Source organism: Pseudomonas sp. SR18 (assembly GCF_023701505.1).
Lineage (GTDB): Bacteria > Pseudomonadota > Gammaproteobacteria > Pseudomonadales > Pseudomonadaceae > Aquipseudomonas > Aquipseudomonas cyclaminis.
The window spans coordinates 140,087-162,063 of record NZ_JAMQAU010000001.1 but is presented as its reverse complement, the minus strand read 5'-3'; the positions used below and the strand labels follow the sequence as shown (position 1 = coordinate 162,063).

Genomic DNA, 21,977 nt, shown 5'->3' with positions numbered 1-21,977 from the left:
GTTGCCCCACTCCCACATTGGACTGCATTTCTACCCGCCTTCCTGAACAAATACCAAGCAAGCTAATTATTCCATTTGACATTCGCTGCCTAAGCAGTAACATCTCGTCACACATTCACTGCCTAGGCAGTAATAAGGTGACTTCCAATGCCTCACTTCACCCCGGACAACTTCCATAACTGCCACCTCGGCCTGTTGCTCGGCCGCGCCGCGATCCTCAAGGACCGCATCATCGACACCCATATGGAACCCCACGGCATCACCGCCGCGCAGTTCAAGGTGTTGATCATCATGGCCCAGTTCGGTGTCGACACCCCGGCGGAGCTGTGCCGCCACCTGTCGCTGGACAGCGGCTCGATGACCCGCATGCTCGACCGGCTGGAGCAAAAAGACCTGCTCAGCCGCAAGCGCTCGGACCTCGACCGCCGCCAAGTGCAGTTGGTGCTCACGCAGGACGGCCAGCGCCTGGCGGACATGCTGCCGCACATCGGCGCCCAGGCGCTGAACCAACTGGCGGGCGCACTGGAGCCGGGCGAGTTGGAAACCCTGGAAAAGATCCTCAAGAAAATTCTGATAGCGGCGGGTGATCCCATCACTATCCTGCGGGTAGGTAATAAATGAATACACGTGCCTTATGCCTGGTGCTCGTGGCCATGAGCATGGCTGGTTGCGCCAACTACAGCGGCCTTGATACCCAGGGCCAGCGCCTCGACGCCAACACGCTGCAGACCGGTCAATCCCTGAACGGCGTGTCCTTGTCGAACGCGGCCTGGCCGCGCGCCGATTGGTGGAAAAGCCTCGGCGACCCACAGCTCGACGGCCTGATCCGTGAAGCCCTGCAAAACAGCCCTGACATGCAAGTCGCCAGCGCCCGCGCCCACCAGGCCGAAGCGGCCGCCTACGCCGCGAACGCCGCGCGCATGCCGACTCTGGACGCCAGCGCCGGTGTGACCCGTTCGCGCCTGGCCAGGGATCAAGACCCGCTGGGGCAGGGCGATGCCTATTCCACCGTGCGCAACATCGGCGCCAGCTTTAATTACACCTTCGACCTCTGGGGCGGCCAGCGCGCCGCCTGGGAAGCCGCGTTGGGCCAGGCCCGCGCCGCGCAAGTCGACCAGCAGGCCGCGCGCCTGACCCTGGCCGCCGATGTAGCCAAGGCCTACAGCGATTTGGGCCAGGCGCATATCGTGCGTGACCTGGCAACCGACGACCTCAAGCGTACCCAGCAAATGCTCGACCTGAGCAAGCGCCGCCTGGACTCGGGCATCGACAGCCACTATCAGTACCAGCAGACCGAAAGCCTGGAAGCCAGCGCCCAGTCGCAACTGATCGACGCGGAAAAACAACTGCAGAGCGCCAAGATCGCCCTGGCGGTATTGCTCGGCAAAGGTCCGGATCGCGGCAATGAACTGGCGCGCCCCACGGTGTTGAAGCCGGCCGCCGTCGCCGTGCCGTCGGTGCTGCCTGCCGAACTGCTGGGCCGCCGCCCGGACCTGATCGCCGCACGTTGGCGAGTCGAGGCCGCGAGCAAGGACATCGCCGCCAGCAAGACGCGCTTCTACCCCAACCTCAACCTGAGCGCGAGCGCCGGGGCCGAGTCATTACTGGGGGATGCGATGTTTGGCTCACCAAGCCGCTTCTTCAATATCGCCCCCACGATCTCGTTGCCGATCTTCGATGGCGGCCGCCTGCGCGCCGACCTCGATGCCCGCGATGCCGACTACGACTTGGCCGTGGCGCAGTACAACAAAACCCTGGTGCAAGCCCTGGGCGATATTGGCAACACCCTGTCGCAACTGCGCGAAACCAGCCGGCAGATCCAGGCCCAGCAACACGCCACGGACATTGCCCAGCAGTCCTACGACACCGTGGTCCAGCGTTACGGCTCCGGGATCGGTAACTACCTGGACGTGCTCAGCATCGAGCAGCAGTTGCTGCAGGCCCAGCGTCAGCTGGCGACCCTGAATGCCGGGCAAATCGCTTTGTCGATCCAATTGATGCAGGCCCTGGGCGGCGGCTACAGCGCCGACAACGTGGCATCGACCACCCCAGCCACTCGCACGGAATAATTTGAGGTATTTGTCATGGCCACTGCCGACAGCAACACCGCAACAGACACAAACGACAGCAACCCGCGCAAACGCAAAGTCATGTTGGTCGGCCTTGCGCTGATCGTCATCCTCAGCGTCATCGGCGTATGGGCCTGGCACGAATTCTACGGGCGCTTCAACGAGAGCACCGACGACGCCTATGTGAACGGCAACGTGGTGGAAATCACCCCGCTGGTCACCGGCACTGTGGTGAGCATCGGCGCCGACGATGGCGACCTGGTCCACGAAGGCCAGGTGCTGGTCAACTTCGACCCGAATGACGCCGCGGTCGGCCTGCAAAGTGCCCAGGCCAACCTGGCGCGTACCGTGCGCCAGGTGCGTGGCTTGTACAGCAACGTCGATGGCATGAAAGCCCAGGTCAATGCGCAGAAAGCCGACGTGCAGACCGCCCAGGACAACTACAACCGGCGTAAAACCCTGGCCCAGGGCGGGGCGATTTCCCTTGAGGAACTGTCCCACGCCCGTGACAGCCTGACCGCCGCCAAGAACGCCCTGACCAACCTTGAGCAGCAACTCAAAACCACCAACGCCTTGGTGGATGACACGGTGATCTCGTCCCATCCGGACGTGCAATCCGCCGCCGCGCAACTGCGCCAGGCCTACCTGACCAATGCGCGCAGCACCCTGATCGCGCCGGTCACCGGCTATGTGGCCAAGCGCTCCGTGCAACTGGGCCAGCGTGTGCAGCCGGGTACTGCGTTAATGGCAGTGATCCCGCTGAACGAACTGTGGATCGACGCCAACTTCAAGGAAACCCAACTGCGCGACATGCGCATTGGCCAGCCGGTGGACATCGAGTCGGATATCTACGGCAGCGACGTGAAATACAGCGGCACCATCGACAGCCTTGGCGCCGGCACCGGCAGCGCGTTCGCCCTGTTGCCGGCGCAGAACGCCACCGGCAACTGGATCAAGATCGTGCAGCGGGTTCCGGTGCGCATCCATATCAATGCCGAAGAGTTGGCCAAGCACCCACTGCGTGTGGGCTTGAGCACCGTGGTGAATGTGGACCTGCACGACCAGAGCGGCCCGGTGCTGGCGCAACAGCCGCCGCAAAAGGCCTCGTTTACCACCAACGTGTACGACCGCCAATTGGCCGAAGCCGATGCCATGATCACCCAATTGATCCATGACAACAGCCTCGCCGCGCCCAAGGCTGTGCAACGCTGATGAGCAATAACGCCTCCTTCACGCCGCCCAGCCTGTTGATGGCCACTATTGGCCTGTCGCTGGCGACCTTTATGCAGGTGCTCGACACCACCATCGCCAACGTGGCGTTGCCGACCATTTCCGGCAACCTGGGCGTGAGTTCGGAGCAGGGCACCTGGGTGATCACCTCGTTTGCGGTGAGCAACGCCATCGCCTTGCCGCTCACCGGTTGGTTGAGCCGTCGGTTTGGCGAGGTGAAGCTGTTTCTGTGGGCAACCATCCTGTTTGTGCTGGCTTCGTTCCTGTGCGGGATTTCCACGTCGATGCCCGAGCTGATCGGCTTTCGGGTGCTGCAAGGCCTGGTGGCCGGGCCGTTGTATCCGATGACCCAGACCCTGTTGATTGCGGTCTACCCCCCGGCGAGGCGCGGCATGGCCCTGGCGTTATTGGCGATGGTCACGGTGGTCGCACCGATTGCCGGGCCGATCCTGGGCGGCTGGATCACCGACAGCTACAGCTGGCCGTGGATCTTCTTTATCAACGTTCCCATCGGCATCTTTGCGGTGATGGTGGTGCGTGCGCAGTTGAAGAAACGCCCTGTGGTCACCAGTCATCAACCGATGGATTACGTCGGGTTGTTGAGCTTGATCGTGGGGGTCGGCGCCTTGCAGATCATCCTCGACAAGGGCAATGACCTGGATTGGTTCGAGTCCAACTTCATCATCATCGGTGCGGCGATTTCGGTGATTGCCCTGGCGGTGTTCATCATCTGGGAAATGACCGACAAGCACCCGGTGGTCAACCTGCGGCTGTTTGCCTACCGCAACTTTCGCATCGGCACCATCGTGTTGATCCTCGGTTATGCGGGCTTCTTCGGCATCAACCTGATCCTGCCGCAATGGCTGCAAACCCAGATGGGCTACACCGCCACCTGGGCGGGCCTGGCGGTGGCGCCGATCGGGATCCTGCCGGTGCTGATGTCGCCGTTCGTTGGCAAGTACGCGCACAAGTTCGACCTGCGCCTGCTGGCGGGCCTGGCGTTCCTGGCGATTGGCTTGAGCTGCTTCATGCGCGCCGGCTTCACCAATGAAGTGGACTTCACCCACATCGCCCTGGTGCAGTTGTTCATGGGCATTGGTGTGGCGCTGTTCTTCATGCCGACCTTGAGCATTTTGATGTCCGACCTGCCACCGCACCAGATCGCCGACGGCGCGGGCCTGGCGACCTTCTTGCGCACGTTGGGCGGCAGCTTTGCGGCGTCGCTGACCACTTGGATCTGGATCCGCCGGGCGGACCAGCACCATGCGTACATGAGCGAGAACATGACCACCTATGATGCGGCCACGCGCAATGCGCTGGATGCGTTGGGTGGGGCAGGGCACAAGGCCTATGCGCAGTTGGACCAGATTCTCACCAGCCAGGCGTACATGATGTCCACCGTGGATTACTTCACGTTGCTGGGGTGGATGTTCATGGCGCTGATGTTGCTGGTGTGGCTGGCGAAGCCGCCGTTTACGGCGAAGGCGGGGCCGGCTGCTTCGGGTCACTGATCCACAAAGGCTGGAATGCAATCAACTGTGGGAGGGGGCTTGCCCCCGATGGCTGTGGATCAGTCAGCATATTTTTGGCTGACCCACCGCTATCGGGGGCAAGCCCCCTCCCACATTTTGATCTCTGTTCACATTGGATCAGGCGCCAGGTAGTGCCAGCTGCGGATTGACGAAGTCAAACGCCGCCAACGCAAACCCTTGCTCATCCACCTGCAACGCCCAGCCCTGCTTGTCCCAATCCCCCAGCACAATGCGCTTGGCCGCCTGTTCGCCAATCTGCAGCTTGTGGATCGCCGGGCGGTGGGTGTGGCCGTGGACCAGGGTACGTACGCCGAACTGCTGCATTACTTGCGGCACTTCCTCGGGGGTGACATCGACAATGTCGTTGGCCTTCATGCGTGTTTGCGCACGGCTTTCACTGCGCAGCTTGCGCGCCAGCTTGTGGCGGGTACGCAGGGGCAAGTGGCGCAGGATAAACAGCACAATCGGGTTACGCAGGATGCGCCGCAGCTTCATATAGCCAAGGTCGCGGGTACAGAGGCTGTCGCCGTGCATCAACAGCACGGGCTCGCCGTAGAGCTGCACGACACTCGGGTCCTTGAGCAAGGTAGCGCCTGCCGCTTTACAGAACGCCTTGCCGATCAGGAAATCGCGGTTGCCATGCATGATGAAAATCGGGGTGCCGCTGTCGCTCAGCTCGCGTAGAGCCTCGCAGATGGAACGCTGGAAGGGGGTCATGCCATCGTCGCCAATCCAGGCTTCGAAGAAGTCCCCCAGAATGTACAACGCCTGGGCGCCACGGGCGCGGCCGTGGAGCAGATCCAGAAACGCCCGGGTGATGTCCGGGCGTTCCTCTTCCAGATGCAAGTCTGAAATCAGCAATATCACGCTTCGATGATCTCGGCTTTCTCGACGATCACGTCTTCGGCTGGAACGTCTTGGTGACCGGCCTTGGAGGTGGTCGATACGCCTTTGATCTTGTCGACAACGTCGGTGCCTGCGGTGACTTTACCGAACACGGCGTAGCCCCAACCCTGCACGTTCTTGCCGCTGTGGTTCAGGAAGGCGTTGTCGGCCACGTTGATGAAGAACTGCGCGGAGGCCGAATGCGGCTCCATGGTACGGGCCATGGCGACGGTGTACTTGTCGTTGGAAAGGCCGTTGTCCGCTTCGTTCTGGATGCTTGGGCGCTTGTCTTTCTTTTCTTTCATGCCAGGCTCGAAACCGCCGCCCTGGACCATGAAGTTGCCGATGACACGGTGGAAAACGGTGTTGTCGTAGTGGCCGGCCTTCACGTATTCGATGAAGTTGGCGACGGTGATCGGCGCTTTTTCGGCGTTCAGCTCGATGACGATCTCGCCGTGGTTGGTGGTCAGTTTGACTTGAGTCATGTTCACTACTCTTTCAGGAAATTCGTGGGTTTGAGCGCCGGGGCGCCTTACCGGTTTGGCGAAACTGCGGCCAAGGCGCGCAGTTTAGCGTGCCCGGCGGGAATTTCGAGGTGGTTTTTTACCGCCTGTGCAATAAATCCAGCAGTTTTTGAGCGCACTCTGTCAGCAGCTTGACAGCATCAGCTATGATACGGCCTTTGTTTTATCTGGCCCCAACCGGCCACGAACCTGTCTGTTCAAGGATCCTATGAGCAAGCCCACTGTCGACCCTACCTCGAATTCCAAGGCTGGACCTGCCGTCCCGGTCAATTTCCTGCGCCCGATCATCCAGGCGGACCTGGATTCGGGCAAGCACACGCAGATCGTCACCCGTTTCCCGCCAGAGCCCAACGGCTACCTGCACATCGGTCACGCCAAGTCGATCTGTGTGAACTTCGGCCTGGCCCAGGAGTTCGGTGGCGTCACGCACCTGCGTTTCGACGACACCAACCCGGCCAAGGAAGACCAGGAATACATCGACGCCATCGAAAGCGACATCAAGTGGCTGGGCTTCGAATGGTCCGGTGAAGTGCGCTACGCCTCCAAGTATTTCGACCAGTTGTTCGACTGGGCCGTCGAGCTGATCAAGGCCGGCAAGGCCTACGTCGACGACCTGAGCCCGGAGCAGGCCAAGGAATACCGTGGCACCCTGACCGAGCCGGGCAAGAACAGTCCGTTCCGCGACCGTTCGGTGGAAGAGAACCTCGACTGGTTCAGCCGCATGCGCGCCGGTGAGTTCGCCGACGGCGCCCGCGTGCTGCGCGCCAAGATCGACATGGCCTCGCCGAACATGAACCTGCGCGACCCGATCATGTACCGCATCCGCCATGCCCACCACCACCAGACCGGTGACAAGTGGTGCATCTACCCGAACTACGACTTCACCCACGGCCAGTCGGATGCCATCGAAGGCATCACCCACTCCATCTGCACCCTGGAGTTCGAAAGCCATCGTCCGCTGTACGAGTGGTTCCTCGACAGCCTGCCGGTACCGGCGCACCCGCGTCAGTACGAATTCAGCCGCCTGAACCTGAACTACACCATCACCAGCAAGCGCAAGCTCAAGCAACTGGTCGATGAGAAGCACGTGTTTGGTTGGGATGACCCGCGCATGTCGACCCTGTCGGGCTTCCGCCGTCGCGGTTACACCCCGGCGTCGATCCGCAATTTCTGCGACATGGTCGGCACCAACCGTTCCGACGGCGTGGTCGACTTCGGCATGCTCGAATTCAGCATCCGCCAGGATCTGGACGCGAACGCCCCGCGCGCCATGTGCGTACTGCGTCCGTTGAAAGTCGTGATCACCAACTACCCGGAAGGCCAGGTCGAGAACCTCGAACTGCCGCGTCATCCGCAAAAAGAAGAACTTGGCGTGCGCAAGCTGCCGTTCGCCCGTGAAATCTACATTGACCGCGATGACTTCATGGAAGAGCCGCCAAAAGGCTACAAGCGCCTGGAGCCGAATGGCGAAGTGCGCCTGCGCGGCAGCTATGTGATCCGTGCCGACGAAGCGATCAAGGACGCCGACGGCAACATCGTCGAGCTGCGCTGCTCCTACGATCCGGACACCCTGGGCAAGAACCCTGAAGGCCGCAAGGTCAAGGGCGTGGTTCACTGGGTGCCGGCCGCGGCCAGCATCGAGTGCGAAGTGCGCCTGTACGATCGTCTGTTCCGCTCGGCCAACCCCGAGAAGGCCGAAGACAGCGCGAGTTTCCTCGACAACATCAACCCTGACTCCCTGCAAGTACTCACTGGTTGTCGTGCCGAGCCATCGCTTGGCGACGCACAGCCGGAAGACCGTTTCCAGTTCGAGCGCGAAGGTTACTTCTGCGCGGATATCAAGGACTCGAAACCAGGTCATCCGGTATTCAACCGTACCGTGACCTTGCGTGATTCGTGGGGCCAGTGATTCTGTTTAAGGAACTGTCGTGCTAACGATCTACAACACACTCAGCAAGACCAAAGAAGTCTTCAAGCCGCTCGATGGCAACAAGGTGCGCATGTACGTGTGCGGCATGACCGTGTACGACTACTGCCACATCGGCCATGGCCGCAGCATGGTTGCCTTCGACCTGGTGACCCGCTGGTTGCGTTTCAGCGGCTATGACTTGACGTATGTGCGCAACATCACCGACATCGACGACAAGATCATCAACCGCGCCAACGAAAACGGCGAGTCGTTCGACGCGCTGACCGAGCGCATGATCGCCGCGATGCACGAGGATGAGGCGCGCCTCAACATCCTCAAGCCGGACATGGAGCCACGTGCCACGGACCACATCCCTGGCATGCACGCGATGATCCAGACCCTGATCGACAAGGGTTACGCCTACGCCCCAGGCAACGGCGACGTGTACTACCGCGTCGCCAAATTCATGGGCTACGGCAAGCTGTCGCGTAAGAAGATCGAAGACCTGCGCATCGGCGCGCGCATCGAAGTCGACGAAGCCAAGCAGGACCCCCTCGACTTCGTGCTGTGGAAAGCCACCAAGCCCGGCGAGCCGAGCTGGGAATCGCCATGGGGCGCCGGGCGTCCGGGCTGGCACATCGAATGCTCGGTGATGTCCACCTGCTGCCTGGGCGACACCTTCGACATTCATGGCGGCGGCAGCGACCTTGAGTTCCCGCACCACGAAAACGAAATCGCCCAAAGCGAAGCCGCGACCGGCAAGACCTACGCCAACGCCTGGATGCACTGCGGCATGATCCGCATCAATGGCGAGAAGATGTCCAAGTCCTTGAACAACTTCTTCACCATCCGCGACGTGCTGGAAAAGTACCATCCGGAAGTGGTGCGTTACCTGCTGGTGTCCAGCCACTACCGCAGCGCTATCAACTACTCGGAAGACAACCTCAAGGACGCCAAGGGCGCTCTGGAGCGGTTCTACCACGCGCTGAAAGGTCTGCCAGTGGTTGCGCCTGCCGGTGGCGAAGCGTTCGTGGCACGCTTCACTGAAGTCATGAACGACGACTTCGGCACCCCCGAAGCCTGCGCCGTGTTGTTCGAAATGGTGCGCGAGATCAACCGCCTGCGCGAGAGTGATCTCGACGCAGCGGCGGGCCTGGCGGCACGCTTGAAAGAGCTGGCCAGCGTGCTGGGCGTGTTGCAGATGGAAGCCGATGACTTCCTGCAAGCCGGCGCCGAAGGGCGTGTGGATGCGGCGCAAGTGGAGGCGCTGATCCAGGCGCGTCTGGCTGCTCGTGCGGGTAAAGACTGGGCAGAATCCGACCGCATCCGTGACCAACTGACCGCGATGGGTGTGGTGTTGGAAGATGGGAAGGGTGGGACTACTTGGCGGTTGGCTGATCAGGCTTGATCGTTGATTGCTGAATGAAAAACGCCCCGACTGGTTCGGGGCGTTTTTTTGTCTGTACTCAGGCATGTGACTTTGAACAACGGTCCTACTCACCAACAATCAAATTCCCTCCAACAAACGGCACTGGTTTTTCGGAAGTATTCAGATAGTGGTTAATTGCTTGATCAGCAGCAGTGTGAAACGCGGTTAAATCAGACGGCGGGTTGGAACTGTCTTTAATCATGACAAAGCGCCTAGAGTATTGGAGTCACCAGCCATCACTGCAAAACGATATTTGGGAGGCAACTGTATGCAGAGGTCGCAGGCTGGGACTCTAGGCGCTCGGCATACCCGAAGGGTGGCGAGCCACCAGCCCCGGGGCGCTTACTGAAAACTGGCGTCGATTCTTTCGACCCTTAATTTTATGAATTCTTCGTTTAGCTCAGGGTGATCATAATGTATGCCTTCGTCTTTGAGTAATGTGAAAGTAAGAAAATTATCATCGTGTAGAATTCCATAAAGGAAATAGGCGTAACCACAGTCAATCTTCTCGGTTAAAAGAACGCGTGGTTCAATCTTCGCAATCTCATAGTTTTCAGGAATATTTAATGTCAATTCTACATTATAGGTCCTGCCTACTTCTATGTCGTATGGGCAGTAACTGATAAGGCAATTTACAAGTGTCCCTTCAATAAGCAGTGTAACGTCTTCCTCTACGTGCTCATTGAGCGAAACTACTTGGGCTTTTTTATAGTTATTTGCTGTAAGGTCTGATGATTTTTTCAGTGGGGTCGCCATTTATCATCCTCCAGAAATCTTTCCCGCTTTTGGTATGTAACGTAGTAATGTGGCCATCTGTATTTGTTCCAGCGAATGCGAATTTGGCTTGACCACTTCTATTTGTTCCTATCAATAAGACATATCCAGTCGTTGGTGTGTTTTTGTACGAATAGTGTACGGGTATTCCGTTGCTCACTACGTGCCGTGCGGCGAGTAGATACTCCTTACTGCTCTCGGCGCCGAATTGAGAACCATGCTTCTCATAATGTTCGTCTAATTTTTGCTTGCTGGCAAACTCCGCGGGCCCTGTCGTAGATGGCCTGTGGGGTTCGCCTGTATTTACTTTAGCTTTGTCTACCGGGTCTTCAACTACCCATTGCGGTTTGCACCCAGCGTCTCCTGGGCAATTGCTCAACCCTAATGGATCAACCCACCCCGTAGGGTTAGGCACGTACTGGTACGCGTTGATCCCCCCCGCCAACTTCACCGGGTCCGGCGTCAGATAGCGCCCGATATCCGGATTGTAGTAGCGATGGCGGTTGTAGTGCAGCCCGCTCTCCTGATCAAAGTACTGACCCTGGAAGCGCAGCGGGTTGTCGATTTTACCTTTGTCGAGACGGCTGATCTGGCCGTAGGCGCGGTAGTGCGCGGACCAGACGATTTCGCCGTCTGGGTCGGTGAGTTCCTGTGGTGTGCCGAGGTGGTCGAGTTGGTAGTGGTAGGGCTGGGTTTCGGTTGGGCCGAAGCCTTCCAGTAGTGCCAACGGGCGGAAGCTGTCGGGTTCGTAAAGGTAGCTGCGGTGGCGGTCCGCATGGTGTTCGGCAATCAGCTTGTCGCCTTGCCAGAAAAATTCTGTGGTGATGTCCTCCACGGTTTTGCTGATGCGCCGTCCAAACGGATCGTAGCGGTAGCTGGCGGTTTGCCCGTTGGGTTGTGTGACGGCAATCAGGCGGTGCTGGCAGTCGTAGCTGTACTGGGTGACCAGTTGGTGACCTTTGCCTCTGCGTTCACCGATCAGGTTGCCGAACGCGTCGTAGTCGTAATGCCGGTCGCCCTGGATCATCAGGCGGTTGCCGGCGACGATGTCGGGGCCGGGGCGGTCTTGCATGAGCAGGTTGCCCGCCGGGTTGTGGCCGAAGCGTTCGTGCAGGTCTTGGGAGTGGTCGGCGCGGGTCAGGCGGTTGAGCGGGTCGTAGTGGTAGTGGTGTTCGCCTTTGCGGGTGTCGTTGAGGCGGGTGAGGTTGCCGGATCTGTCGTAGTCGTAATGGCGTTGGTAGAAGTGGTCGTGTTGTTGAGTGATCGCGTGGGAGTGCAGGCGCTGCTGGTCGTCATAGTGGTAGTGGCTGAGCAGTTGGCCTTGTTGGCGCTGGTGTTCTTGACCGGCCTTGAACAGGTGTGAGGTCAGCAGCGCGCCGTTTAGCTCGACGGTGGCGAGATGACCGCCCTTGGCATGATTAAAAACCAGCCGGTTGTTGTCCGGCAGGCGCAGGTGTTGAAGCTGGCCGCAGGCGTCGTAGCCGTAGCGCAAGGTGCCCCAGCCTTGGTGTTCGGCGGTGAGGCGGTTCTGGACGTCGTACTCGTAGGCCAGCGCCCAATGGCCGTCGTCGACGCTGAGGAGATTGCCTTGGCGGTCGTAGGCGTAATCGATCTTGTTGCCGTCGGGCAGGATTTTTCGTACGAGACGGCCGGCGTAGTCGCGCTCGTAACAAGTCACTAGCCGAGTGCCGTCATCGCCGTATTCAGTTTTTTCTTTCAGGTTGCCGTTGAGGTCATACGCGTAGGCGGTGCGTTGGCCGTCAAACCCAACTTCCTGCTGGATCAGGCCGTTGGCGTGGTAAGCCAGCCGATAGGTTTCGCCAACTTCGTTTTCAATCTCGGTCAGCAGCAACCGCACGTTGTCGTAGCGGTACTGGACCTGGGTGCCATCAGCATTGATGCGACGGCTGATCAGGTGCAGGCCGTCCGCATATTCGTAGCGGGTAACGTGGCCCCGTTCATCGCGTTCGGCGGTGATTTTTCCGTAGGGGTTGTAGCTATATTCCCGCGTTGCGCCGCCGGGCAGTACGAGGCGAGTCAGCCGACCGGCTGCATCCCACTGGTATTGGGTCAGCGCGCCTTGTTCATCCTCCCGGGCAATCTGCCGGCCCAGGTCGTCGTAGCGATAGCGCTTGATTCCGCCGTTGGGTAGTTGTTCCTCAATGAGCTGGCCGCGTTCATTCCAGACCAGGCGATGACAGCTGTGGTCCGGATACCAAACTCCCGTCAGCTGCCCGTATTTGTTGTAGCTGTAGTCTGTGGAAGTACCGTCAGGGTCGGTCTTGCGAATGACATCGCCTTGGTCATTGCGCTCATATTTCCAAACCGCCTCACCACGTCTTACAACCCGTACGAAGCCATTGTCATGCTCGTAGGACGTTGGTTCGTCGTCCCCCGGAAACAACGCAACCAGGCGTCCGGCCTCGTCGTACTGATACGCCGTCACCGCGCCCAGCGGGTCCTGCTCGACCGTCAGCCGACCCTTGTCGTCGTAGGATCTGAAATGCTCGGCACCGTCCGGATCAATGCGCTGCACCAGCCGTGCGCGGTCATCGTGGACATACACTTCCTGGCTGCCATCGGCGTTGTGCACCACAACGCTGCCGTCATCCCCCCACACATACCGCGTATCCATCTGCGAAAAACTGGCCCAATGCCGGACACATCGCGCCGCCTTGCCAGACCGTTCCCACGCCCAAAAGAAGCTCGCCCCACCGGCCAACCCACGTTCAAGAATCACGTGCTGATCGTCGTAGCGATAAACCTCGCTTTCACCGACGGCATTGGTCGCTGAGACCAGTCGGCCCATGTCGTCGTAGACGTAGGAAACAACGCTGTGCTCTGTGATCCAGACGTAAGGCTCATGTCCCTTGGCCCGCTGAACCTGGTAGTCCACCGCCACAATGCGGCCCGACTCATAGCGTAAAAACAGCGCGAAACCGACACCGTTATCCAGCCGTTCAATGCGCCCTAAATGGTCCCGACTAATCCGCAGCCGGTTGTCATACGCATCACTGATTGAAACCAGCACCCCATCGCGAAAGTGATAAAACCGCGACGCCTGTACCAGCACCAACTCATCCGGCACCGAGCCCAAGTAGATCGACGCTTCGGCCAGGCTATTGGTGATTGCAGGTCGAGCAACTGTCGGCAGTGGAAACTCAGTCGAGCGGTTCTCATGATCCGTCCACACCACCGAATTGCCTGACACAACAAGCCGATGCGCCAGCGAATGACTCCAGCCAAACCCCAGCCCGACATCCATTTCCACCGCACTGGTGCGATACAACCGTGTCCACTCAAACGGCAAAATTCCGTCCAACGTGCCATCGGTGAGGGTTAGTAATTCTTCGCCGGTGACCATCGACACCGGGCAGCCGTTGGTCACGGTCTTATCCGAAGCCGCAGCAGCATCCCCCTTCGGATTCGTCGCCACGGCAGGCACATCGTCGACATGCTCCTGCCTGACCAACACCGTTCGCCGTGTCTTGCCGCGAACCGCCGGCACCGCGTTCGAAACCAGATTCTCCCCAGCCTTCAACGACGCAACCGGCACCGCCTTGATCGGCGTTGCCGCACTGCCCAGCAACAAAGGCTTGAGCGCCTCCGAGTGCGCGTCCAACTTCGGCCCCACGAGGTGATCGGCCAGCAACTCCAACAACGCCCGCGCCCGTTTGGATTTGATAGTGCTCAGCGTCTGTGCGCCCATGCGTAGCGCCATACCCGTCCCAGCCGTCGCCCACATCAGCAGCAGGTTGATCAGCACTTCACCGGTGACCTCGCCCAGCAATTCATACATCTCTGGCGGTGGCAGCAGGCGTATCCAGCTGACGATCGCCGAGACATAAATGAACAACAGCGGCTCATCGCTAAGCACCAACAAACTCTTGGCAATCGCTTCGCTGCCCAGCTTCAGTAGTTCATCAAGCTCAGCCTGAGAGAGGTACGCCAACAACTGCTGGCTGTTGGCCTTGAGATTCGCCAGCAGGTCGTACAACTGGGCAATGTTGTCCCACAGGTTGTAGAGCGCCTTGGCCATCCCGGTGGAAAACGCCACGCCCTGCATCGCGCTGCGTCGCAAAGAGCCGGCGTTGGCAAAGTCCTTCCATTGGGGTTTGAAAGTCGCCGTCCACTCTTCCCGCAGACGACCTTCCAGCCCCGCAATCACTGACTGATAAGACGCATACAGCGCCTTGACGTGATCCTGGGAAACAGTGGGATAGAAAGTGATTTGGTACGGCTGGTTGCGATCACACTCGGTGATTTCGAGGATGCCGCTGGGGCCGATGGTCCGATGCAGCGGTGGGCCCATCGGGCTGCCATCCGCCGCAATGGCTTGGAGCATCACCGGGGTGTTGCCGATAGGCACAAAACGCGTGCTTTCGAACATATGCACCAGTGTCAGCGAGCCCTGGGCACTGCACATGGCGACGGTTTTACTGGGCGTCTTGGACGAAACCGGCGTAACCAGCGCTACCTCGTCGCCCACCTTGAAGACCTGTTCCACCTCCAGTGCCGAACCGCTCCAGAAGCTTTCGGCCCAGGCATCAAAGGTGTTCAGGCAATTACGGAAGTCGCCGAAGACGCGCTCACTATCCGGCGCGTTGGGATCCATGGGGGCCAGGACAAGGCTGGCAATGACGGGAATCAAGAGGCAGCCCCGGCAGGCAGGGCCTTAACGAAAAAAACCATCTGCAATCCCTCGCACTGTGTGATCAGGCGAAGGACTTTGCAGAGGTTTTCAGGGGGAAGCTGTAGAGCTTATCCGGCGCTTATGTGGGAGGTTTCGGTAAATCGTGAGACCGCTAAAAACTAGGATTTGACTCCCGCCCGCTCCTGTTTTTAGATGTTCGCAACGACCAAACCCACGACAAAAACGGCAGCGGCTCAAATGGATTGTATTTTCTGCAGCATTGTCCGCAAAACCTCCCCGGCCCATATCCTGTGGGAGGACGAACATCACATGGCGTTCCTGTCGATTTTCCCCAATACCCCAGGTTTCAGCGTGGTCATCCCCAAGCAGCATTACGGCAGTTATGCCTTTGCGCAGTCGGATGAGGTGTTGGCTGATCTGATCGTGGCCACCAAGAAAACCGCCTTGCTGATCGACCGGACGTTTCCCGATGTGGCGCGTACGGGGATGATGCTGGAAGGGTATGGGGTTGATCATCTGCATGCGAAGTTGTTTCCCATGCATGGGACGGGGCAGGACAGTGCATTCAAGCCGTTGAGCTCGAAAGTGGATAAGTTTTTTGAGGCTTATGAAGGCTATATCTCATCCCACGATCACGTGCGGGCGGATGATGCTGAACTGGCAGAACTGGCCGAGCGAATCAGATCTTTCGCCTAGTACAGTTCCCAATGTGGGAGGGGGCTTGCCCCCGATAGCAGTGGGTCAGTCGGTTTATCTATCGCTGACCCACCGCCATCGGGGGCAAGCCCCCTCCCACATTTGGATTGTGTTCTCTTCAGCGCTCAGCGACGGCTGCTGACTTCTGCCGGCACGTCATCCCCAGCCATACGCTTGCGAAACAGCGCGGTACGCGCCAGCAGCAATGTAGTCACCGGCACGGTGATCGCCAACAAGATCGGGATCAGCCAGCCGTGCAACACCGGCGCGGACTTGAGCGCCGAAAAGTAGATAATCGACGCCAGTGCCACACACCATGCGCCCAGCGTCGAGGCCAGCGCAGGCGGGTGCATGCGCTGGAAGAAGTCCTTCATGCGCAGCAGCCCAACGGCGCCAATCAGCGCAAACACACTGCTTAACACCAGCAGCACAGCCACGACGATTTCCATCCATAACGGCATCATTCAATCACCTCCCCACGCAGCAGGAATTTGGCCAGGGCAAACGAGCCGACGAAGCCGAACAGTGCGATCAGCAGCGCCGCTTCAAAGTAGGTGTCACTGGCATACCGAATGCCCAGCACCAGCATCATCAGCATCGCCAGGATGTACAGGTAGTCCAGCGCCAGGACCCGGTCCTGGGCCGATGGGCCTTTGAACAGGCGGATCAGGGTCAGCACCATGGCCAGGGAGAACAGGAACAGGCTGAACAGGATCGCATTGGAGAGCAGGGCACTCATTCGAAGATCTCCATCAATGGCCGTTCGTAGGCGCTTTTGAAATGTTCGATGAAGGCCGCTTCGTCATCCAGGTCGAAGACGTGCAGCAGCAGGATGCTGCGGTCCAGGGCCAGTTCCGACCAGATGGTGCCGGGCACCACGGTGGTGATCATCGACAGAGCGGCAAGGCCGTTGGCGTCACGCAGGTCGAGCGGGATCTTGATGAAGCGCGAACGGGGTGGGCGTGAGCCGCACGTCAGCACGCCCCAGGCCACTTGCAGGTTGGAGACGATCACATCGCGGCCCACCAGGAAGAACAGGCGGATGATCACACCGGGGCGGCGGATGCGGATCGGCAGCGGACGCAACGGCGCCATCAGCAGCGGGGCAAGCACCCCCAGCGCAGCACCCAGCAGCAGATGACCAGGGCTGACGGACAGGTTCAGCACGAGCCACAGCACCCACAATGCCAGGGACAACCACGGGGCAGGAAACAGTCGCTTCATGGTTGCACCTCCAGGGCGGCCGCTTTGGCTTCAGGGCTGGGCACTGGGCGCGTGGCCATGACCGCCATCACGTAGGCTTCCGGGTTGTTCAGGCTGACAGCGGTGGCCTGGGTGTAGCGCATCAGCGGCTCGGCCTTGAAGGTCAGCAGGATGCTCAGGCCCAGCAGGAAGAAGATCGGCATGCACTCATAGCGACGCAGCAAGGGCGATGGGCGTTCTTCCGGTGTCCAGAAACGCTGGATACCCAGGCGGGCGAACGCGATCAGCGAGGCCAGGCCGGACAGGATCAGCAAGACCATCAGGCCCCACGCTGCAGGTCGGATCGGGCCTTCCAGGCCGCTGCCCAGGCCCAGTGGATTGACCAGCGCACTCAACAAACTGAGCTTGCCGATAAACCCGGACAGCGGCGGCATGCCGATGATCAGCAGGGCGCAGGCGACAAAGCTCAAGCCCAGGAACGCCATGGTCCACGGAATCACTTGGCCAACCACGGCCTTTTGCTCGTCATCGAGGTTCACACCGGGACGCGGATGCAGGGATTCCATGGCTTTGGGCAACGCATCGATTTCTTCATCCAGCGGCAGGTCATTGGCCGAACGCGAACGCTCGATCAATTCGGCCAGCAGGAACAGCGCACTCAAGGCCAGTGTGGAGCTGACCAGATAAAACAGCGCGCCTGCGGTCAGGCTCGGCTGGGCAAACCCGACCGCCGACAGCAGGATCCCGGCTGACACCAGGATACTCAGGCTGGCCATACGTTCCAGGCGTTGTGCCGCCACCATCGCCAGCGCCGCGCAGACGATAGTCGCCATGCCGCCGTACACCAGCCAGTCGCCACCAAACAGCGCCGAAGCGCCGGCCTGGCCGGAGAACAGCAGCGTCCACAGGCGCAGCACGGTGTACACGCCAACCTTGGTCATGATCGCAAACATCGCCGCCACCGGCGCGCTGGCCGAGGAATAGGCGGGCGCCAGCCAGAAGTTGAGCGGCCACATGCCGGCTTTGGCCAAAAACGCTGTCGCCAGGATTGCCGCACCGGCATGCAGCAGGCCGCGATCGGCCTCCGGTACCAGCGGGATTTTCAGCGCCAGGTCAGCGAAGTTCAGCGTGCCGGTCACCCCGTAGATCATCGCCGCGCCAATCAGGAACAGCGACGACGCCAGCAGGTTGATTGCGATGTAATGCAGCCCCGCCGACACCCGCGCACGGCCGGAACCGTGCAGCATCAAACCGTAGGACGCCGCCAGCAGCACCTCGAAGAACACGAACAGGTTGAACAGGTCGGCGGTCAGGAACGCGCCGTACAACCCCATCATCTGCACCTGGAACAACGCATGGAAACTGGTGCCCGCACGGTCCCAGCGGGCCATGGCGAACAGCAGCGCGCTCACGCCGATAATCCCGGTGAGCACCAGCATCAGCGCCGACAGCTGGTCCACCACCAGCACAATGCCGAATGGCACCTGCCAATTGCCCGGCAGGTACACGCCAATCGAACCGGGGCCGCCTTTTTGCGTCCAGTACAGCAGCAACACGGCGACGCCCAGGCCGATCACGCTGGAGAACAGGTTGATCCTGGCTTTGAGCGGGCGGCGCTTCTCGCCGAGCATCAGCATCAGCCCGGCGGTCAGCAGCGGCAGCAGGATCGGCGCGACGATCAGTTGATTGACCCAATTCATTCCTTGGGCTCCCGGCCGTCCACATGGTCCGTGCCGGTCAGGCCACGGGAGGCCAGCAGCACCACCAGGAACAAGGCGGTCATGGCAAAGCTGATCACGATGGCCGTCAGCACCAGGGCCTGTGGCAGCGGGTCGGTGTAGTTGAGCAGGTCTTGCGGCACGCCGTCCTTGATGATCGGCTCCTTGCCGATAAACAGGCTGCCCATGCTGAAAATGAACAGATTGACCCCGTACGACAACAGGCACAGGCCCATCACCACCTGGAACGTCCGTGGCCGCAGGATCAACCAGACGCCGGAGGCCGCCAGGACCCCAATGGCAATTGCGATGACTTCTTCCATCAGGCGGCTCCTTCTGTTGCGGCGACTGCTTTGGCCTGGTTGCTCGGTTTGTGCGCGCGCACCGACTGGTGACCGAGGGCGGTGAGCATCAGCAAGGTCGAGCCGACGACCATGGCGTACACGCCGACGTCAAAGAACAACGCACTGGCGACATGGATATCGCCCAGCAGCGGCAGGCTGAAATGCCAGGTGTGAGTGGTGAGGAACGGGTAGCCGACAAACAGCGCGCCGAGCCCGGTGAGCGTGGCGGACAGCAGGCCAAAACCCATCCAGCGCATCGGCCGCAGGCTCATCTGCGCCTCGACCCACTGTGTACCGGCGACCATGTATTGCAGGATAAACGCCACCGACATCACCAGCCCGGCGACAAACCCGCCGCCCGGTTGGTTGTGGCCGCGCATGAACAGGTAGAACGACACCACCAGCGCAATCGGCAGCAGCAGGCGCACCAGCACCGCCGGCACCATCATGAAGCCCAGGGCGGTGTCGCTGGCCTGGCGCGGGTTGACCAGGTCGGTGGCCACGTCCGGTGCCAGTTGGCGCTGTTGGGCAGGCAGTTGCATGCTTTCCTTGGACGGGCGGAAGCGGCGCAGCAGGGCGTACACCGTCAGCGCCACGGCGCCGAGCACGGTGATTTCGCCAAGGGTGTCGAAGCCACGGAAGTCCACCAACATTACGTTCACCACATTGCTGCCGCCGCCTTCGGGCAGGGCGCGGCTCAGGTAGAAGGAGGAAATATCGTTGGGCGTCTGGCGGGTCAGCATCGCATAGGACAGCAGCGCCATGCCGCCACCCACTGCGGTGGACAGCAGGAAGTCACGCAGGCGGCGAATGCGCGCCTTGCGCAGCGAGCTTGGCAGTGGCGAGACTTCCTCGATCCGCCGTGGCAGCCAGCGCAGGCCAAGCAGGATCAGCACCGTCGTCACGACCTCGACCACCAGTTGCGTCAGTGCCAGGTCCGGTGCCGAGAACCATACAAACGTCACGCAAGTGACCATGCCGCACACGCTGACCATGGTCAGGGCCGCCAGCCTGTGGTACTTGGCTTGCCAGGCGGCGCCCAGGGCACAGGCAATCGCCAGCAGCCACAGGGTGACGAAGACGATGGAACCCGGAATTTTCGGGCGGTCGCCCCAACTGAGGCCACTGTTGAGCATCGGGATCATGGCGCCGATCACCGCGACGATCACCAACAGGAACAACTGGGTTTGCAGGCGCTTGGTGCTGATGCGTTTTTCGATTTTGCGCACGCCGCGCATCATCACCACCAGGCAGCGCTCGAAGCCGCGCTTGCCATTGAAGTAGCCCACCAGCGGCGGGTACTTGAAGCGCCCGCGTTTAAGTTGTTTGCGCAACATCAGGTAGAGCAGCACGCCGCCGGTCATGGCCACCAGGCTCATGATCATCGGCGCGTTCCAGCCGTGCCAGATGGCCAGGCTGTACTCGGGCAGCACACCGCCGACCACCGGCAGTGCGGCAGCCGCAAGGATCGAGCCGACCACCTGGGCCGGGAATATCCCCACCAGCAGGCAGGTGAACACCAGCAACTCGACCGGGGCACGCATCCAGCGTGGCGGTTCGTGGGGCGTGTGCGGCAGGTCGGTGGCGGGCGGGCCGAAGAACACATCGACGGTAAAGCGCAGCGCATAGGCCACGCTGAAAGTGCCGGCGATGGTCGCGATCACCGGCAGCGCAATTTCCACCCATTTTGTCGCCGAGATAAACACCGTTTCGGCGAAGAACATCTCTTTGGACAGGAAGCCATTGAGCAACGGCACGCCGGCCATGGAGGCACTGGCCACCATCGCCAGGGTCGCGGTGAACGGGATCAGGCGCACCAGGCCGCTGAGCTTGCGGATATCCCGCGTGCCACTTTCGTGGTCGATGATGCCCGCCGCCATGAACAGCGAGGCCTTGAAGGTGGCGTGGTTGAGGATATGGAACACTGCGGCGACGGCGGCCAGCGGGCTGTTGAGCCCCAGCAGCAAAGTGATGAGCCCGAGGTGGCTGATGGTGGAGTAGGCCAACAGGCCCTTGAGGTCGTTCTGGAACATGGCGCAGTAAGCGCCGAGGAGGAGGGTGAGGGCGCCGGCGCCGCCGACGATCCAGAACCATTCTTCGCTGCCCGACAGCGCCGGCCACAGGCGGGCCAGCAGGAACACGCCGGCCTTCACCATCGTCGCCGAGTGCAGATAGGCAGACACCGGCGTCGGTGCGGCCATGGCGTGGGGCAGCCAGAAGTGGAACGGGAACTGCGCGCTTTTGCTCAGTGCGCCGATCAGCACCAGGGCCAGCATCACCGGGTACAGCGCATGTGCGCGGATCTGATCGCCCGCCGCCAGCACCCGGTCCAGGTCATAGCTGCCGACGATATGCCCCAGCAGCATCACCCCGGCCAGCAGGCACAAGCCGCCCGCGCCAGTGACCATCAGCGCCATGTAGGCGCCGCGTCGGGCATCGGCGCGGTGGTGCCAATAGCCGATCAACAGGAACGAGAACAGGCTGGTCAGTTCCCAGAAGAACACGATCTGGACCAGGTTGCCGGAAATCACAAGCCCGAGCATGGCGCCCATAAAAGCCAGGAAAAACGCGAAGAAGCGCGGCACCGGGTCATCCGGCGACATGTAGTAGCGCGCATACAACGCCACCAGCGAACCGATGCCGAGCACCAGCATCGAGAACAGCCAGGCAAACCCATCCATACGCAAGACGAAGTTCAGGCCGAGGCTGGGCAACCACATGAATTCTTCGCGGATCACGCCACCGTGGGCGATCTGGGGGTAGAGCAGGGCGACTTGAAGAGTGCCGACCAGGGCCACAAGGCCGGCCAACAGGGATTCGGTGTTACGTGCATTGTGCGGCAGCAAGGCCGCCAGACAGCTGCCAATGAATGGCAGAAGCAGTAGAACTATCAGGGACATAGGCTTCTAATCTGCGGGAGTTTGGGATGCATCATACGTGCCGCTTTGTTGATCACCAAACGGCAAGATGTGGCAGGATCCTACAAGATAGGTCGAATATTCCCATTTGG

The 21,977-nt window shown here is 60.5% G+C and carries 18 protein-coding genes; 7 read left to right on the top strand and 11 right to left on the bottom strand.

What is annotated here, in order from left to right; translation table 11 throughout:
• Positions 1-147 precede the first annotated feature (147 nt).
• The 4 genes from NDJ82_RS00805 to NDJ82_RS00790 are packed head-to-tail and all read left to right on the top strand — an operon-like array spanning position 148 to position 4,810.
• Complete coding sequence (locus NDJ82_RS00805; protein WP_112195978.1) at positions 148-621, top strand: MarR family winged helix-turn-helix transcriptional regulator; 474 nt, start codon at positions 148-150, stop codon at positions 619-621.
• On the top strand, positions 618-2,069 hold the full coding sequence (locus NDJ82_RS00800; RefSeq protein ID WP_250924771.1) for an efflux transporter outer membrane subunit: 1,452 nt from the start codon (positions 618-620) through the stop codon (positions 2,067-2,069). The genes NDJ82_RS00805 and NDJ82_RS00800 overlap by 4 nt, the downstream gene beginning before the upstream one ends.
• Before the next feature lie 15 nt (positions 2,070-2,084).
• Entirely contained in the window at positions 2,085-3,281 is a 1,197-nt protein-coding gene (locus NDJ82_RS00795) for an HlyD family secretion protein (protein WP_250924770.1), read from the top strand.
• A complete protein-coding gene (locus NDJ82_RS00790; RefSeq protein WP_099586693.1) occupies positions 3,281-4,810 on the top strand; it encodes a DHA2 family efflux MFS transporter permease subunit in 1,530 nt (509 codons plus the stop codon). The genes NDJ82_RS00795 and NDJ82_RS00790 overlap by 1 nt, the downstream gene beginning before the upstream one ends.
• Before the next feature lie 138 nt (positions 4,811-4,948).
• Here the strand turns inward: NDJ82_RS00790 and lpxH are convergent, their stop codons facing one another.
• Both lpxH and NDJ82_RS00780 read right to left on the bottom strand, forming a co-directional pair.
• Entirely contained in the window at positions 4,949-5,698 is a 750-nt protein-coding gene (gene lpxH, locus NDJ82_RS00785; RefSeq protein ID WP_112195972.1) for a UDP-2,3-diacylglucosamine diphosphatase, read from the bottom strand.
• Positions 5,695-6,201, bottom strand: a complete 507-nt coding sequence (locus NDJ82_RS00780) for a peptidylprolyl isomerase (protein WP_112195970.1) — start codon at positions 6,199-6,201, stop codon at positions 5,695-5,697. Before NDJ82_RS00780 ends, lpxH begins: the two co-directional genes overlap by 4 nt.
• A 247-nt stretch (positions 6,202-6,448) precedes the next feature.
• On the opposite strand from NDJ82_RS00780, the gene NDJ82_RS00775 reads away from it, so the two are divergent.
• Together NDJ82_RS00775 and cysS are read left to right on the top strand one after the other, a co-directional pair.
• Positions 6,449-8,149 carry a glutamine--tRNA ligase/YqeY domain fusion protein gene (locus NDJ82_RS00775; RefSeq protein WP_250924769.1) on the top strand — a complete coding sequence of 567 codons (1,701 nt, stop codon included), beginning with the start codon at positions 6,449-6,451 and terminating at the stop codon, positions 8,147-8,149.
• A 19-nt stretch (positions 8,150-8,168) separates the two neighbouring features.
• Complete coding sequence (gene cysS, locus NDJ82_RS00770) at positions 8,169-9,557, top strand: cysteine--tRNA ligase (RefSeq protein ID WP_099586697.1); 1,389 nt, start codon at positions 8,169-8,171, stop codon at positions 9,555-9,557.
• An 85-nt stretch (positions 9,558-9,642) separates the two neighbouring features.
• Here cysS and NDJ82_RS00765 read toward each other — a convergent pair whose 3' ends face one another.
• The 3 genes from NDJ82_RS00765 to NDJ82_RS00755 form a co-directional block, all read right to left on the bottom strand.
• Positions 9,643-9,780: a hypothetical protein gene (locus NDJ82_RS00765; RefSeq protein ID WP_158878923.1), complete on the bottom strand. Its 138-nt coding sequence runs from the start codon at positions 9,778-9,780 to the stop codon at positions 9,643-9,645.
• A gap of 140 nt (positions 9,781-9,920) precedes the next feature.
• The gene (locus tag NDJ82_RS00760; RefSeq protein WP_250924768.1) at positions 9,921-10,334 is read right to left on the bottom strand and encodes a UCP019853 family protein; all 414 of its coding nucleotides are present in this window, start codon (positions 10,332-10,334) and stop codon (positions 9,921-9,923) included.
• Positions 10,291-15,003 (bottom strand): RHS repeat-associated core domain-containing protein, encoded by a 4,713-nt coding sequence (locus tag NDJ82_RS00755; RefSeq protein ID WP_250924767.1) that lies wholly within the window; start codon positions 15,001-15,003, stop codon positions 10,291-10,293. Before NDJ82_RS00755 ends, NDJ82_RS00760 begins: the two co-directional genes overlap by 44 nt.
• A 240-nt stretch (positions 15,004-15,243) precedes the next feature.
• Here NDJ82_RS00755 and NDJ82_RS00750 point away from each other — a divergent pair, with 240 nt between their 5' ends.
• Entirely contained in the window at positions 15,244-15,702 is a 459-nt protein-coding gene (locus tag NDJ82_RS00750) for an HIT family protein (RefSeq protein WP_250924957.1), read from the top strand.
• 125 nt (positions 15,703-15,827) lie between these two features.
• On the opposite strand, the gene NDJ82_RS00745 is transcribed toward NDJ82_RS00750, so the two are convergent.
• From NDJ82_RS00745 to NDJ82_RS00720, 6 genes are read right to left on the bottom strand one after another with little or no spacing between them, the layout of a single operon-like run.
• The gene (locus NDJ82_RS00745) at positions 15,828-16,166 is read right to left on the bottom strand and encodes a Na+/H+ antiporter subunit G (RefSeq protein WP_112195958.1); all 339 of its coding nucleotides are present in this window, start codon (positions 16,164-16,166) and stop codon (positions 15,828-15,830) included.
• On the bottom strand, positions 16,163-16,441 hold the full coding sequence (locus NDJ82_RS00740) for a K+/H+ antiporter subunit F (RefSeq protein WP_005789171.1): 279 nt from the start codon (positions 16,439-16,441) through the stop codon (positions 16,163-16,165). Before NDJ82_RS00740 ends, NDJ82_RS00745 begins: the two co-directional genes overlap by 4 nt.
• The gene (locus tag NDJ82_RS00735) at positions 16,438-16,926 is read right to left on the bottom strand and encodes a Na+/H+ antiporter subunit E (RefSeq protein ID WP_099583262.1); all 489 of its coding nucleotides are present in this window, start codon (positions 16,924-16,926) and stop codon (positions 16,438-16,440) included. The genes NDJ82_RS00740 and NDJ82_RS00735 overlap by 4 nt, the downstream gene beginning before the upstream one ends.
• The gene (locus NDJ82_RS00730; RefSeq protein ID WP_250924766.1) at positions 16,923-18,605 is read right to left on the bottom strand and encodes a monovalent cation/H+ antiporter subunit D; all 1,683 of its coding nucleotides are present in this window, start codon (positions 18,603-18,605) and stop codon (positions 16,923-16,925) included. Before NDJ82_RS00730 ends, NDJ82_RS00735 begins: the two co-directional genes overlap by 4 nt.
• Positions 18,602-18,946: a Na+/H+ antiporter subunit C gene (locus tag NDJ82_RS00725; RefSeq protein WP_003192163.1), complete on the bottom strand. Its 345-nt coding sequence runs from the start codon at positions 18,944-18,946 to the stop codon at positions 18,602-18,604. Before NDJ82_RS00725 ends, NDJ82_RS00730 begins: the two co-directional genes overlap by 4 nt.
• Complete coding sequence (locus NDJ82_RS00720) at positions 18,946-21,867, bottom strand: monovalent cation/H+ antiporter subunit A (protein WP_099583264.1); 2,922 nt, start codon at positions 21,865-21,867, stop codon at positions 18,946-18,948. The genes NDJ82_RS00725 and NDJ82_RS00720 overlap by 1 nt, the downstream gene beginning before the upstream one ends.
• Between the last annotated feature and the right edge of the window lie 110 nt (positions 21,868-21,977).